Origin of the sequence: Aeromicrobium sp. IC_218 (assembly GCF_004336805.1) — a bacterium.
GTDB lineage: Bacteria > Actinomycetota > Actinomycetes > Propionibacteriales > Nocardioidaceae > Aeromicrobium.
In genome coordinates this window covers 1-12,865 of sequence record NZ_SJXM01000001.1, presented here as the reverse complement: position 1 = coordinate 12,865, position 12,865 = coordinate 1, and the positions used below count along the sequence as shown (strand labels likewise).

Here is a 12,865-nt window from a genome sequence, read left to right as displayed (position 1 = left end):
TCTAAGAGGTCCTTAGGCTCATTTGCCCGATTTTGGCGCTTCGAGGTGCTTGAAGCGACAAAGATTTTTCGTGGAAAGGGGCAAAACCATGAACAACCACGAGCTGGTCACGTCGAATTTGGCACTGGTCGGTCACATCGTCCGCGAGACGATGGGGCGGGTGCCGAGCCACGTGAGCCGTGACGACCTCACCTCGGCCGGGATGCTGGCGCTGGTGCAGGCGGCACAGTCGTTCCAGGAGGAGCGCGGCGTCCCGTTCGCCCGCTACGCCGCCACCCGCATCCGCGGCGCGGTCCTGGACGAGCTGCGCGGCCTGGACTGGGCGTCGCGCAGCGTCCGCCGCCGGGCGCGTGAGCTGGAGGCGACCCGCGCCACCCTCACGTCCACCCTCGGCCGCGCGCCGAGCACCGCCGAGCTGGCCAGCGCGGCCGGCCTGCGCGAGGACGAGGTGGCCGCGAACCAGGGCGACGTCGCTCGCTCGCAGGTCTTCTCGCTCGACGGCGCCGGCGACTTCACGCTCGCCGACCAGCTGGTCAGCCGCTCTCCCCGCCCGGACGAGTCGCTGCTCGGCCGTGAGGAGATGGAGTACCTCGTCGACGCGGTCGCCGAGCTGCCCGAGCGCCTGCGCCACGTCGTGGAGCAGTACTTCCTGGCCGAGCGCCCGATGGCCGAGATCGCCGAGACCCTCGGCGTGACCGAGTCGCGCGTCTCGCAGATGCGCGCCGAGGCGCTCGTCCTGCTCCGTGAGGCCCTGCGCCGTCTGCTCTCCCCCGAGCTGACGGACCAGGCCGCGGAGAAGAAGGCCGGCTGCGCCGCGCGTCGCCGCGAGGCGTACGTCGCGGCGGTCGCCGCGCGCCACGCCGCGGTGGCCCGCCCCGCCGTCGCGGTCCCCCCCCGCCGTCGCGCTCGACGCGTCGGCCTGAAAAAAAGTTCTTCCGACTCCTCAAGCGGAGCCGGGACCGACCGATAGGTCACCCCGAGGCGCCCACGGACGGGTTCCTCGGCACAGCACGACTCACTCAACCAGGAGGGTTTCCCATGAGTCTTCGCATCAACCAGAACATCGACGCTCTGAACTCGTACCGCAACCTGTCGAGCACCCAGAACGCTCAGTCGAAGTCCCTGGAGAAGCTGTCCAGCGGCTTCCGCATCAACCGCGCCGCCGACGACGCTGCCGGCCTCGCGATCTCCGAGGGCCTGCGCTCGCAGGTCGGCGGACTCAAGATCGCCGTCCGCAACGCCCAGGACGGCATCTCCGTCGCGCAGACCGCTGAAGGTGCGCTGACCGAGGTCCACTCCATGCTCCAGCGCATGAACGACCTCGCCGTCCAGCACAACAACGGCACGCAGAGCACCGAGTCGCAGGCGGCCCTGTCGGCGGAGTTCACGCAGCTGCACACCGAGATCGAGCGCATCGAGGCCAACACGAAGTTCAACGGCATCGCGCTCTTCGGCGACGCCGCGCTGACCTTCCAGACCGGCTACGACTCGGCCGACACGATCGAGATCTCGGACACGGCCCTGGCCGGCATCGACGTCTCGGCCGCGGTCATCACGGACAGCAACACCGTCCAGGCCGCGATCACCACCATCTCGACGCAGCGCGCCGAGCTCGGTGCGATCCAGAACCGCTTCGAGCACACCATCAACTCGGTGAACGTCGCGATCGAGAACCTGTCGGCGTCGGAGTCGCGCATCCGCGACACCGACATGGCTTCGGAGATGATGAACCTGACCCGCAGCCAGATCCTGTCGCAGGCCGGCACGGCCATGCTGGCTCAGGCCAACCAGGTCCCGCAGGGCGTCCTGCAGCTCCTGCGCTGATCTGAGACGGAGGGCGGCCCGCCACCACGGGGGCCGCCCTTCGTGCACCAGCACCACACCTGACGTACCCGAGGGGAGCATCCATGGCCACCGCCAGCATGCCCGGCATCATCAGCGGCGTCGACAGCGCCACGATCGCCCAGCTGATGGCGCTCGAGGCGAAGCAGCAGACGGCGCTGAAGACGAAGGTCACCCAGCACGGGACCGTCGTCACCGCCCTGCAGAAGCTCAACGCGAAGCTCGCCACCCTCGCCACCACCGCCGCCGACCTGGCCAAGCCCACCGCCTGGGCGCCGGTCAAGGCGACGTCCAGCAACGACAAGGTGGCCGTCAGCGCCACCAACGGCGCCAGCACCGGCTCCACCACCTTCCAGGTCAAGAACCTCGCCGTCGCGCACTCGGTCCAGCTGACCGAGCTGGCCGGCGCGCTCACCGACGTGGTCGTCCCCGCGGACGCCGACGGCAAGCACCTGGTCACCATCACCGGCGCCGACGGCCCGGTCGAGGTCGACGCCGGCGACGGCTCCCTCGGCGCGCTCGTCGCCGCGCTCAACCGTTCCTCCGCGGGCGTCACCGCCACCACCGTCAGCACGGTGGACGGCTACCGCCTGCGTGTCACCGCCAAGGAGACCGGCGCGGAGTCCGCGTTCACCCTGACCAGCGCGGCCGGCACCGTCCTGGGCGGCGTCGACGCCACCCGCACCGTCACCGGCAAGGACGCCCGTCTGGTCGTCGGCGGCGACGAGGTCACCTCGGCCACGAACACCGTCTCGGGCCTGGGCACCGGCCTGTCGGTCGTGCTGGGCTCGGGCACCCCGATCGACACCGACATCACCGTCGAGGTCAGCGGCGACGCCACGGCGATGACGGCCACCATGAAGAGCTTCGTCGGCCAGATCAACGCGATCCTGGACGACATCGACGCCCAGGCCTCGTACAACGAGACCACCAAGCTCGCCGGCGTGCTGTCGCGCGAGGGCTCGGTCCGCGACCTGCGCTCGAGCCTGCTCAGCGCGGTCTTCCCGCCCGACGGCACCTCGATGGCGTACATGGGCGTGCAGCTGGACCGCTACGGCAACGTCGTCTTCGACGAGAAGAAGTTCACCGACTCCTACAGCGCCGACCCGGTCGCGGTGCAGGCCGCGTTCGCCAACGAGGCGGGCACCGGCCTGGTGCAGCGCTACGAGAAGGTCGCCAAGGACGCCAGCGACTCCGTCGACGGCAACCTGACCCGCGCCGTCGAGGGCCGCCAGGCCACGATCAAGCAGCTCGAGACCTCGATCGCCTCCTGGGACGTCCGCCTGGAGCTGCGCGAGAAGACGATGACGCGCCAGTTCACCGCCCTCGACACCTTCATGAACCAGTGGCAGAACGTGGGCAGCTGGCTGTCGGGGCAGATCGCCTCGCTGCCGGGCTACTCCACGAGCTGAGGAGAGTCATGACCCCGAACCCCCAGAACGCCTACCTCCAGGCCAGCGTCCAGACCGCGAGCCCCGAGCGCCTGCTCGTCATGCTCGTGGACCGCCTGGTGCGCGACGTCGAGCAGGCCATCGACGCCCTCGAGCAGGGCCGGACGCAGGACTCCCACCAGCACTTCCTGCACGCGCAGGACATCGTCGCCGCGCTCCAGTCCAGCCTCAAGGCCGAGCTGTGGGACGGCGCCGAGGCGCTCAACTCGGTGTACGCCTGGCTGCTGTCGCAGCTCGTGCGCGCCAACGTCGAGCACAGCACGACCGTCGCCCAGCACTGCCTGGACCTGTCGCGCCAGGTGGCCGACACGTGGCGCACCGCCGCGCTCGAGGTGGCCAAGCAGAGTGCATGACGACGCTGCGGTCGCCGCATGGCGACCGGTCCTGGACGACCTGACCGAGCGCCTCATGGCGACGGTCGAGGACGTGCGCGCCGGCCGTGAGCCCGGCGACGACTGGCACCCCCCGGCGGGCCTCCCGCCGCTGCCCGAGCGCCTGCGCGCGGAGGCCGAGCAGCTGCTGGACGCCCAGCAGGAGCTCACCCGGCACCTCGCCGCGCTGCGCGACGACGCGCGCTCCAAGCTCACGACCGCGCGCTCCGCGCAGCGTTTCGCAGCGCCCGGCCGCACGAAGCAGGCCGCCGCGCGCTACGTCGACCTCGACGCCTGAGACCCGCGCGAAAGTTTCGCGGAAAACTCTCAACTCGTCCTCGACGGGGCCGAAAGGGTCAGCGAGCCAGGACGGCTCGTGATGCCGACGGATCGGCGCGACCCTGACGTTCCCTTCCCAGGAGGACACCCCGTGTCGTTCGTCGATCCGGTCGGCTCTGTGCTGCACAGCGCCCTGGACGGCCTGGCCATGCGCCAGACCGTCATCGCCGACAACATCGCCAACGTGGACACGCCCAACTACCGGGCGACCACGGTCGACTTCGAGACCAACCTGCGTCGCGCCATCGAGAGCGGCTCCGCCGCCGAGCTGGACGCCCCCGGCATCGACACCGTCGCCACCTCCACCCCGGTCGGCGCGAACGGCAACAACGTCGACCTCCGCAAGGAGACGATGGCCGCGATGCAGACCAGCTACCAGCAGCAGGTCGTGGGCCGGGCCATCTCGGACCGCCACAACCTGATCATCACGGCTGCGAACGCCCGCTGATGAGCGCCTTCGACGCGCTGCGCATCGCGAACAGCAGCCTCGGCGTCCACCAGACCTGGCTGGACACCCTCGCGACCAACATCGCCAACGTCAACACCGTCAGCTCGACCGACCAGGACGCGTTCCAGGCCCAGATGCTGATGCTGCGCTCCTCCGAGGGCGGCGGCGTCGAGGTCTCCGGCGTGGCCGAGACCTCCGCCGAGGGCCGGGTCGTCCACGACCCGAGCCACCCGCTGGCCGACGAGGACGGCTACGTGCGCACCCCCGACACGGACATGAACAGCCAGATGAGCCAGCTCATCATGGCCCAGCGCGGCTACCAGGCCTCGGTGTCCGTCACCAAGACCGCGCAGGACGCGTACACCAGCGCCCTGCAGATCGGAAAGTGATGAGCATCCCCGCCATCGAGCCCGTCGGCGGCTTCACGCCGATGCAGCCCCTGCAGATCGATCCCGACGTCACCGCCGTGCGCGGTGCGGCCGGCCCCCAGGGCGTCTCCGGCGCCCAGTCGGTCGCCGGCACGAGCTTCGGCTCGCTGCTCGCGGACAAGATCGAGGGCCTGGAGGCCATGAACGACCGCACCGACGACCTGGCCGTCCAGGCGACCACCGGTGACCTGAAGAACATCCACGACTACACGATCGCCGCCGCCGAGACGCAGATGACGACGCAGCTCACGGTCGCCATGCGCAACAAGGCCGTCGAGGCGTTCACCGAGATCATGCGGACCCCGATCGGATGAAGAACGAGGTCATGCGCCGGCTCACGAGCGTCCGCGAGACGTTCGCCGGCTACACGAGCGGCCAGAAGGCCACGGTCGTCGTCGGTGGCGCCGCGGTGCTCTTGGCGGCGTTCCTGGCGTTCCGCTGGGCGTCCACCCCGAGCTACGCCCCGCTGTTCAGCGGGCTGTCGTCCGAGGACGCCTCGCAGGTCGTCGAGGAGCTCGACGCCGCCGGCACGCCCTACGAGATCGCCGACGGCGGCGGCACGATCATGGTGCCGGACGACGTCGTCCACAAGACCCGCATCACCATGAGCGGCGAGGGCATCCCGTCGTCGTCCAGCGACGGCTACTCGATCCTGGACAAGCAGGGCGTCGCCGCGTCGGACTTCAAGGAGCAGACCGACTACAAGCGGGCGATGGAGGGCGAGCTCACCAACACGATCGAGTCGCTGGACTCCGTCGACGTCGCCACCGTGCACCTCGCGCTGCCCGAGAAGGTCGTCTTCGCCGCCGAGCAGCAGCCGGCCACCGCCTCGGTGCTGGTCAAGCCGCGCCGTGGCGAGCAGCTGCCCGAGGACCAGGTGCAGGCGATCGTCCACCTCGTCGCGTCCAGCGTCGACGGGCTCAAGCCCGACAAGGTGACGGTCACCGACTCCAGCGGCCAGGTGCTGTCGACCTCCGACGGCTCGGCGCAGGCCGGCTCGGGCTCGCAGCTCAAGCAGGTCGACCAGTTCCAGACCAACATGCAGACCCGCGTGCAGACGATGCTCGACCGCGTCCTCGGCCCGGGCAACTCCACCGTGCAGGTGACCGCGAACCTGGACTTCGACAAGTCGGTCAGCGAGACCACCCGCTACTTCCGCGCGACCAACATCCCGGCGCTGTCGGAGACCACCAAGACCGAGACCTACCAGGGCACGGGCGGCGACGGCGGCTCCACCGGCGTCGTCGGTCCCGACGGCCAGATGGAGGACACCGTCACCGGCGGTGGCGCGAACGGCAACGGCAACTACACCAAGAACGAGCGGACGTCGGACAACGCGATCGACAAGACCGTCGAGCAGCGCGAGCAGGCGCCCGGTGGCGTGGAGTCGCTGCACGTCGGCGTCGTCCTCGACAGCGCCAACCAGGGCGCGGCCACCACGGCCCAGGTCAACGACCTGATCGCCGCCGCGATCGGCACCGACGAGGACCGCGGCGACACCATCGAGGTCTCGTCCATGGCCTTCGACCGCACCGGCGAGGAGGCCGCGGCCCAGGCGCTCGCCGACGCCGCCGCCGCCGAGCGCTGGGACCGGATCTGGGACACCGCCAAGACCGCCGGCATCGTCCTGCTGGTCGCGATCGTCCTGGGTGTCTTCTGGCTCCGCAGCCGGCGCAACGCCCGCGACCGCAAGGAGGCCGCGGACAACCTCGTGGAGCAGCTGCGCCGCGACCAGGCCGCCGCCGACGCGACCGCGGTCAGCCCGGCCGTCGAGGTCATGGCCAGCGAGGAGGAGCTCGAGGCCGAGCGGATGCGTGAGGAGATCGCCGACCTCGTGGAGAAGCAGCCCGAGGACGTCGCGAACCTGCTGCGCGGCTGGCTGGTGGAGCGCCGATGACCGCCACGATGACCGCCCGCCTGGGCGTCCACAAGGCCGCCGTCCTGCTCATCTCGCTCGGCCCGGAGAAGGCGTCCGCGGTCATGAGCCACATGAGCCCGGCCGAGGTCGAGGAGGTCTCGACCGAGGTCGCGCGCCTGGAGTCGGTGGACCGCACCGAGTCCGACGCCGTGCTCGGCGAGTTCCACGAGATGCTCACCGCCCGCGGCCACATCGCCCGCGGCGGCCTGGACTACGCTCGCCAGCTGCTGGAGAAGTCGCTCGGCGAGGAGCGCGCGGCCGAGATCATGGACCGGCTCAACGCCGCCGCCGTGCAGCTGCCGTTCCAGTTCCTGCGTCACGCCGACCCCGCGCAGCTGCGCTCGTTCGTCGCGGACGAGCACCCGCAGATCATCGCCCTGGTGCTGGCCCACATGACGCCGGAGAAGGCGCTCATGCTGCTGGCCAGCCTCCCGCCCGAGGAGCAGGCCGTCGTCGCGCACCGCATCGCGGTCATGGACCGCACGTCGCCGGAGATCATCCAGGTCGTCGAGCGGACGCTGGAGCGCAAGCTCTCGACGATGCTGCAGCCGACCGAGACCTCCCGCGTGGGCGGCATCGACCCGCTGGTCAACATCATCAACCGTTCGGACCGCTCGACCGAGCGCCAGATCGTCGAGGGCCTGGAGGCGCTCGACCCCGACCTGGCCGACGAGGTCAAGAGCCGGATGTTCATGTTCGAGGACATCGTGTCGCTGGACGACCGGTCGGTGCAGCAGGTGCTGCGCCAGGTCGACACCGGCGAGCTGGCCATGGCGCTCAAGGGCGTCACCGAGCCGGTGCGCGAGAAGATCATGCGCAACATGTCCGAGCGTGCGGCCGAGTCGCTCGCCGACGAGGTCGAGATCCTGGGCACGGTGCGCCTGCGCCAGGTCGAGGAGGCCCAGCAGTCCATCATCCGCACGATCCGCCAGCTCGAGGAGCAGGGCCAGATCATGCTGCGACGAGGGAACGACGATGAGTTCATCGAGTGACTCGCCCGTCGTCCGCGGACAGGTGGCGAGCGGGGCGCAGGCCCTGCGCGTCCCCGACCTGAGGCAGGGTGCCTGGACCCGGCTGGGTCCCGACAGCGGCCTGGCCGACGGCGCCACCGAGAACACGCTGGCCGTCGTCGCCGAGCGCACGCGCAAGGCGGCCCAGTCCCAGGGCTACGTCCAGGGCTGGACCGACGGACGCCGCGAGGCCCAGGCCGTGCTGGCCGAGGAGCGCATGCGCCTGGCCCAGCAGGCCCGGGTCGAGCAGGAGCGCCACGACGCCGAGCACGCCGCCGCGATCGAGGCGCTGACCGCGGCCGCCGGCCGCGTGCGCGCCGTGGTCGCCGCCGTCTGCGCGCAGGTGGAGGAGGCCGCGACCGACCTGGCCAGCGACCTCACCGAGACGCTGGTCGGCGAGACCGTCGCGATCTGCCAGGAGCCGGGCATCACGTCCGTGCGCCGGGCGCTCGCGCTCATGCCCGAGTCCCCGTTCGTCCGGCTGCGGCTGCACCCGGACGCCGCCGAGGGCGCCGACCACGAGGCGCTCGCCCAGCGCGGCGTCACCGTCGTGCCCGACCCCTCGCTCGGCCGGATCGACTCCGTCGTCGAGACCGACGAGCAGGTCGTCGACCTGCGCCTGTCGTCGGCGCTCGACCGGGTCCGCGAGGTGCTCCGATGAGCGTGCTGACCGCCGAGGTCGCGAAGCGGGCCATGGACGCGATCCCGCCGCAGGCCATGGGCCGCGTCGCCGGCGTGCTGGGCCTCAAGGTCCGCGTCGTCGGGCTGGACGCCGCCGTGTCCGACCTGGTCGAGGTGCAGGGCCCGAGCCCCGTGCTCGCCGAGGTCACCGCCGTCGACCGCGAGGGCCTGACCTGCCTGCCGCTCGCGCCCGTCGAGGGCGTCCAGGTGGGCGCCGCCGTGCGCGCCACCGGTGGCCCGCTGACCGTCGCGGTCGGCGAGCAGCTGCTCGGCCGCGTGCTCGACGGCCTCGGCCGCCCGATCGACGGCCGCGCGCTGCCCGACGGGCTCGAGCGCGTGGGCGTCGACCACGAGGCGCCGAACGCCCTCGACCGTCCGCGCATCGACCGCCAGCTCGGCCTCGGCGTGCGCGCGCTCGACACCCTCGTGCCCTGCGGCCGTGGTCAGCGCCTCGGCATCATGGCCGGCTCGGGCGTCGGCAAGTCCAGCCTGCTCTCGATGATCGCCCGCGGCACCGACGCCGACGTCAACGTCATCGCCCTGGTGGGCGAGCGTGGCCGCGAGGTCTCGGAGTTCATCCACCACGACCTCGGCCCCGAGGGCCTGGCCCGCTCGGTCGTCGTCGTGGCCACCTCGGACGCGCCGGCCGTCGAGCGCATGCGCTCGGCGTTCGTCGCCACCCGCATCGCCGAGTGGTTCCGCGACCAGGGCAAGGACGTCGTGCTGATGATGGACTCGCTCACCCGCGTGTCCATGGCCCAGCGCGAGATCGGCCTGTCGGCCGGCGAGCCCCCGGCCACGCGCGGCTACCCGCCGAGCGTCTTCGGCCTCATGCCCCGCCTGCTGGAGCGGGCCGGCACCTCGCCGCACGGCAGCATCACCGGCCTGTACACCGTGCTCATCGAGGGCGACGACCTGCAGGACCCGATCGGCGACACCGCCCGGTCGATCCTGGACGGCCACGTCGTCCTGTCCCGTCGCCTGGCGACGGCCGGGCACTTCCCGTCGATCGACGTGCTCGAGTCCATCTCGCGCACCACGTCGCGGATCACCGACCCCGAGCAGCAGCAGGCCGCCCGCCGGCTGCGCAAGCTGCTCGCCGCCCACCGCGACGTGCGCGAGCTCGTCGAGATCGGCGCCTACGCGTCCGGCTCGGACCCCGACGCCGACGCCGCGCTCGCCTCCATGGGCGCCATCGACGGCTTCCTGCAGCAGTCGATGGACGACCAGACGCCCACGCCCGACGCGTGGAACCGCCTGCGTCAGGTGGTGGCGGCATGAGCGCCGTGAAGCACGACGCCGGGCTGCACGCGGTGCTCCGCGTCCGCTCGGTCCGTGAGCGCGACAGCCGCCTGGGCCTGCAGCAGGCGCTGGCCGAGCAGGCCGGCGCCCAGCAGGCCCTGGCCGGCCTGCACGACGCCGTCGCCCAGTCGCCCGCCCTCGACCAGGTGGGGGCCGCCGCCTTCCTGGCGCTGCGCCAGTCGGTCGCCGGCGTCTCGGCCCGCCTGGGCGAGATGAGCGAGGAGGTGTCCTGGCGCGGCACCGTCGCCGACCAGGCCCGGGCCCGTCACGCCGCGGACCGCTCGCGCGAGCGCGCGGTCGAGATGCTGCTCGAGCGCCGCGCCGCCGAGCGTGCCGCCGAGCGCCGTCGCGCGGAGGCCAAGGAGGCCGACGACCTCACGTCGGCCCGCTTCGGACGGGGTGAGAACGCATGAGCGAGCGCAGCGAGCGATCCATGGACGCCGTCCTCATGTGCGGGCCTTCGTACCGTGCTCTTCCCTCGGAGGTCCGCGCATGAGCGTGACCGAGGTCCAGGCCCGCATCGGGCAGATCGAGTCCTACCTGGCCACGCTGGACGGCCGGGTCGCCAGCCTCGCGTCCGGCCGCGCCGCCGGCGCGTCCGCCACGTCGTCCGCGTCGGCCACGCCGTTCGCGACGCAGCTGGCCGACGCGCAGGCCGCGGGCTCGTCCGGCGACGGCCAGGCCGTCGTCGACACCGCCAAGAAGTACCTGGGCGTGCCCTACGTGTGGGGCGGCACCGACCCGGCGAAGGGGCTGGACTGCTCCGGCCTCGTGCAGCAGGTCTACGGCGAGCTCGGCTACGACCTGCCGCGCGTCTCGCGCGACCAGGCCAAGGTGGGCACCGCCGTCCCGAGCCTGGACCAGGCCCGCCCCGGCGACCTGCTCGCGTTCAACTCCCCGGTCACGCACATCGGCATCTACGTCGGCGACGGCAAGATGATCCACGCCCCGAAGCCGGGCGAGAAGGTCCGCATCGAGGACGTCTACGACACCCCGACCGCGATCCGCCGGGTGATCGGCGCCGAGTCGGCCACCTCCGGCTCGTCCGCCCCGGCGGCCGCGGGCTCCTACGGCGTGCTGTTCGAGCGGGCCGAGGCGCGCTACGGCGTGGACGCCGGCCTGCTGGCCGCCGTGGCCAAGCAGGAGTCCGGCTTCGACGCGACCGCGGTCAGCCCGGCCGGTGCGCAGGGGCTCATGCAGCTCATGCCCGCCACCGCCCGCGGACTCGGCGTCACCGACGCCTTCGACCCCGCCCAGGCGGTCGACGGCGCGGCCCGCCTGCTGCGTGACCTGACCCAGCGCTTCGGCTCGACCGAGCTCGCCCTGGCCGCGTACAACGCCGGCCCCGGCGCGGTCATGCGCTACGACGGCGTGCCCCCGTACGCCGAGACCCGCCACTACGTCCGATCGATCATGGCCGACCTGGAAGGTGCCCGATGACGACCCCGATGATCAGCGCCCTGCCGCTGGCGACGGCGCCCACGCCCGAGGCCACCGGTGGCGCCACCGCCCCCACCGCGGGCTTCGGCGCCATGCTGGCCGCCGCGCTCGCCCCGGCGACGCTCCCCGGCGCCGTGCCGGGCACCGTGCCCGCCTTCGGCCGTCCGGCCGAGGAGACCGACGAGGCCGGCGCGTCCGAGCCGGAGACCGGCGACGCCACGGCCGACCCGGACTCCACGCTCCTGGACGCCTTCCTGCTGACCAACGCGGTGACCGGCACCGTCGCCACGCCCACCGCGGTGGTGCCGGCGCAGGCCCCGGCCCTCGCGCTGGCCGGTCTCGACCAGGCCGCCGCGCAGCAGGTCGTGGACGCCGTCGACGGCGCCGAGGGCCTGCTCGCCCCGGCGCCCGGCGACGACGCCCCGGCGCTGCCCGGCGCCACGCTCCCGGCTCCGGCCGAGGGCACCGACGTCACGGCCCCGGTCGTGGCGCGCGGCACCGTGCCGGCCGCTCCCCAGGACGCGGCCGCCGGCCCGTCCGCCGTCATCGTCGCCGAGCCGGACGCGCTGGTGCCGGTCGCCGCCCCGGTCGCGCAGCCCGCGACCGAGCCGGCCGACCCGGCCGCGCCGCTCGCCCCCGTGGCGCGCGTCGAGGCCCCGGCCGGACTCACCGCGCTCGCCCCGGTCAGCGCGCCGGTCGCCCCCACGGCGGTCACGCCGACCGTCTCGGTCACCCCGGCGGCCGTGGTCGACCAGATCGCGCCGCACGTCACGAGCCTGGCCGAGGCCGGCCCGGGCGTGCACCGCCTGAGCCTGACCCTGGACCCGGCCGAGCTCGGCCAGGTGCGCGTCGTGCTCGTCCAGCGCCACGACGAGATGCACGTCGTGCTGAGCGCGTCCGAGGGTGCCCGTGCGGCGCTCCAGCAGGGCAGCCCCGAGCTGCGCCGCCTGCTGGACGCGGTGGGCCTGCCCGAGGCCCGGGTCACCATCACCGACTCCGGCGCCGGCGGGGCCAGCGACCAGCGCGGCGGCCAGGCCAGCGGCGAAAGCCTGCGCGACCAGGCTCCGCGGACGTTCGTCCCGGCCGTCAGCGGCCCGGTGCGCGGCGACGCCGTCCCCACCCGAACCCCGGTCACGGCAGCGGTCTCCGCCGGCCTCGACCTGACCATCTGACGAGGAAGGACCACCATGCCCGTCAACTCCGTCGTCCCGGTCGACGCGACCGGACGCTGGACGAACACCGCCAACGGCACCAGCGGTGGCGTCGAGTCCACCACCGCCAACGACAAGAGCATGTTCCTGAACCTGCTCGTCACCCAGCTGCGGTACCAGGACCCCATGAACCCCACGGACTCCTCGGAGTTCATGGCCCAGACCGCCCAGTTCCAGTCGCTGGAGGTCATGCAGGACGTGGCCAGCCAGCTGTCGGCGCTGCAGTCGTCGCAGATGGCCTTCGGCGCCAGCAGCCTGGTCGGCCGCACGGTCAGCTACCCCGACCCCGCCGACCCCAAGAAGACCCTCACCGGCACCGTCAGCGGTGTCACCTTCGAGGCGACCGGACCCGTCCTGGACGTGGCCGGCACCAAGGTCCCCATGCTCAACGTCATCTCGGTGACCGACGGCTCGACCCCCACCC

At 72.5% G+C, this 12,865-nt stretch carries 16 protein-coding genes; all 16 read left to right on the top strand.

Annotated elements, in window-relative coordinates:
* The first annotated feature begins 88 nt into the window (after positions 1–88).
* The gene (locus tag E0W78_RS00080; protein ID WP_131401828.1) at positions 89–970 is read left to right on the top strand and encodes a sigma-70 family RNA polymerase sigma factor; all 882 of its coding nucleotides are present in this window, start codon (positions 89–91) and stop codon (positions 968–970) included.
* A gap of 68 nt (positions 971–1,038) precedes the next feature.
* Positions 1,039–1,824 carry a flagellin gene (locus E0W78_RS00075; protein WP_131401827.1) on the top strand — a complete coding sequence of 262 codons (786 nt, stop codon included), beginning with the start codon at positions 1,039–1,041 and terminating at the stop codon, positions 1,822–1,824.
* Between the two features lie 83 nt (positions 1,825–1,907).
* Positions 1,908–3,254, top strand: a complete 1,347-nt coding sequence (gene fliD / locus E0W78_RS00070) for a flagellar filament capping protein FliD (protein ID WP_131401826.1) — start codon at positions 1,908–1,910, stop codon at positions 3,252–3,254.
* Positions 3,255–3,262: 8 nt separating this feature from the next.
* A complete protein-coding gene (fliS, locus tag E0W78_RS00065; protein ID WP_131401823.1) occupies positions 3,263–3,646 on the top strand; it encodes a flagellar export chaperone FliS in 384 nt (127 codons plus the stop codon).
* Complete coding sequence (locus E0W78_RS00060) at positions 3,639–3,962, top strand: hypothetical protein (protein WP_131401822.1); 324 nt, start codon at positions 3,639–3,641, stop codon at positions 3,960–3,962. Before fliS ends, E0W78_RS00060 begins: the two co-directional genes overlap by 8 nt.
* Before the next feature lie 132 nt (positions 3,963–4,094).
* Positions 4,095–4,451, top strand: coding sequence for a flagellar basal body rod protein FlgB (flgB, locus tag E0W78_RS00055; protein WP_242686153.1), 357 nt, complete (start codon positions 4,095–4,097; stop codon positions 4,449–4,451).
* Complete coding sequence (locus tag E0W78_RS00050; RefSeq protein ID WP_131401821.1) at positions 4,451–4,840, top strand: flagellar basal body rod C-terminal domain-containing protein; 390 nt, start codon at positions 4,451–4,453, stop codon at positions 4,838–4,840. The genes flgB and E0W78_RS00050 overlap by 1 nt, the downstream gene beginning before the upstream one ends.
* A complete protein-coding gene (locus tag E0W78_RS00045; protein ID WP_131401820.1) occupies positions 4,840–5,193 on the top strand; it encodes a flagellar hook-basal body complex protein FliE in 354 nt (117 codons plus the stop codon). The genes E0W78_RS00050 and E0W78_RS00045 overlap by 1 nt, the downstream gene beginning before the upstream one ends.
* Positions 5,190–6,776, top strand: coding sequence for a flagellar basal-body MS-ring/collar protein FliF (gene fliF, locus E0W78_RS00040; RefSeq protein ID WP_131401818.1), 1,587 nt, complete (start codon positions 5,190–5,192; stop codon positions 6,774–6,776). Before E0W78_RS00045 ends, fliF begins: the two co-directional genes overlap by 4 nt.
* A complete protein-coding gene (fliG, locus tag E0W78_RS00035) occupies positions 6,773–7,789 on the top strand; it encodes a flagellar motor switch protein FliG (RefSeq protein WP_131401816.1) in 1,017 nt (338 codons plus the stop codon). The genes fliF and fliG overlap by 4 nt, the downstream gene beginning before the upstream one ends.
* Positions 7,773–8,468 carry a FliH/SctL family protein gene (locus tag E0W78_RS00030; protein WP_131401815.1) on the top strand — a complete coding sequence of 232 codons (696 nt, stop codon included), beginning with the start codon at positions 7,773–7,775 and terminating at the stop codon, positions 8,466–8,468. The genes fliG and E0W78_RS00030 overlap by 17 nt, the downstream gene beginning before the upstream one ends.
* Complete coding sequence (locus E0W78_RS00025) at positions 8,465–9,769, top strand: FliI/YscN family ATPase (protein ID WP_131401812.1); 1,305 nt, start codon at positions 8,465–8,467, stop codon at positions 9,767–9,769. The genes E0W78_RS00030 and E0W78_RS00025 overlap by 4 nt, the downstream gene beginning before the upstream one ends.
* A complete protein-coding gene (locus E0W78_RS00020; RefSeq protein ID WP_131401811.1) occupies positions 9,766–10,203 on the top strand; it encodes a flagellar FliJ family protein in 438 nt (145 codons plus the stop codon). Before E0W78_RS00025 ends, E0W78_RS00020 begins: the two co-directional genes overlap by 4 nt.
* 79 nt (positions 10,204–10,282) lie before the next feature.
* Entirely contained in the window at positions 10,283–11,230 is a 948-nt protein-coding gene (locus tag E0W78_RS00015; protein ID WP_131401809.1) for a transglycosylase SLT domain-containing protein, read from the top strand.
* Positions 11,227–12,402: a flagellar hook-length control protein FliK gene (locus E0W78_RS00010; RefSeq protein WP_131401807.1), complete on the top strand. Its 1,176-nt coding sequence runs from the start codon at positions 11,227–11,229 to the stop codon at positions 12,400–12,402. Before E0W78_RS00015 ends, E0W78_RS00010 begins: the two co-directional genes overlap by 4 nt.
* Positions 12,403–12,417: 15 nt before the next feature.
* The coding region (locus E0W78_RS00005; protein ID WP_131401805.1) for a flagellar hook capping FlgD N-terminal domain-containing protein at positions 12,418–12,865 on the top strand (448 nt) is incomplete at its 3' end.

What these genes read in the sequence shown, in the direction of transcription:
- E0W78_RS00080 (WP_131401828.1), top strand. Translation starts at nt 89, where the DNA reads ATGAACAACCACGAGCTGGTCACGTCGAATTTGGCACTGGTCGGTCAC.
- fliF (WP_131401818.1), top strand. Translation starts at nt 5,190, where the DNA reads ATGAAGAACGAGGTCATGCGCCGGCTCACGAGCGTCCGCGAGACGTTC.
- E0W78_RS00050 (WP_131401821.1), top strand. Translation starts at nt 4,451, where the DNA reads ATGAGCGCCTTCGACGCGCTGCGCATCGCGAACAGCAGCCTCGGCGTC.
- fliG (WP_131401816.1), top strand. Translation starts at nt 6,773, where the DNA reads ATGACCGCCACGATGACCGCCCGCCTGGGCGTCCACAAGGCCGCCGTC.
- E0W78_RS00010 (WP_131401807.1), top strand. Translation starts at nt 11,227, where the DNA reads ATGACGACCCCGATGATCAGCGCCCTGCCGCTGGCGACGGCGCCCACG.
- fliS (WP_131401823.1), top strand. Translation starts at nt 3,263, where the DNA reads ATGACCCCGAACCCCCAGAACGCCTACCTCCAGGCCAGCGTCCAGACC.
- E0W78_RS00075 (WP_131401827.1), top strand. Translation starts at nt 1,039, where the DNA reads ATGAGTCTTCGCATCAACCAGAACATCGACGCTCTGAACTCGTACCGC.
- E0W78_RS00015 (WP_131401809.1), top strand. Translation starts at nt 10,283, where the DNA reads ATGAGCGTGACCGAGGTCCAGGCCCGCATCGGGCAGATCGAGTCCTAC.
- E0W78_RS00025 (WP_131401812.1), top strand. Translation starts at nt 8,465, where the DNA reads ATGAGCGTGCTGACCGCCGAGGTCGCGAAGCGGGCCATGGACGCGATC.
- E0W78_RS00045 (WP_131401820.1), top strand. Translation starts at nt 4,840, where the DNA reads ATGAGCATCCCCGCCATCGAGCCCGTCGGCGGCTTCACGCCGATGCAG.
- E0W78_RS00020 (WP_131401811.1), top strand. Translation starts at nt 9,766, where the DNA reads ATGAGCGCCGTGAAGCACGACGCCGGGCTGCACGCGGTGCTCCGCGTC.
- fliD (WP_131401826.1), top strand. Translation starts at nt 1,908, where the DNA reads ATGGCCACCGCCAGCATGCCCGGCATCATCAGCGGCGTCGACAGCGCC.
- E0W78_RS00030 (WP_131401815.1), top strand. Translation starts at nt 7,773, where the DNA reads ATGAGTTCATCGAGTGACTCGCCCGTCGTCCGCGGACAGGTGGCGAGC.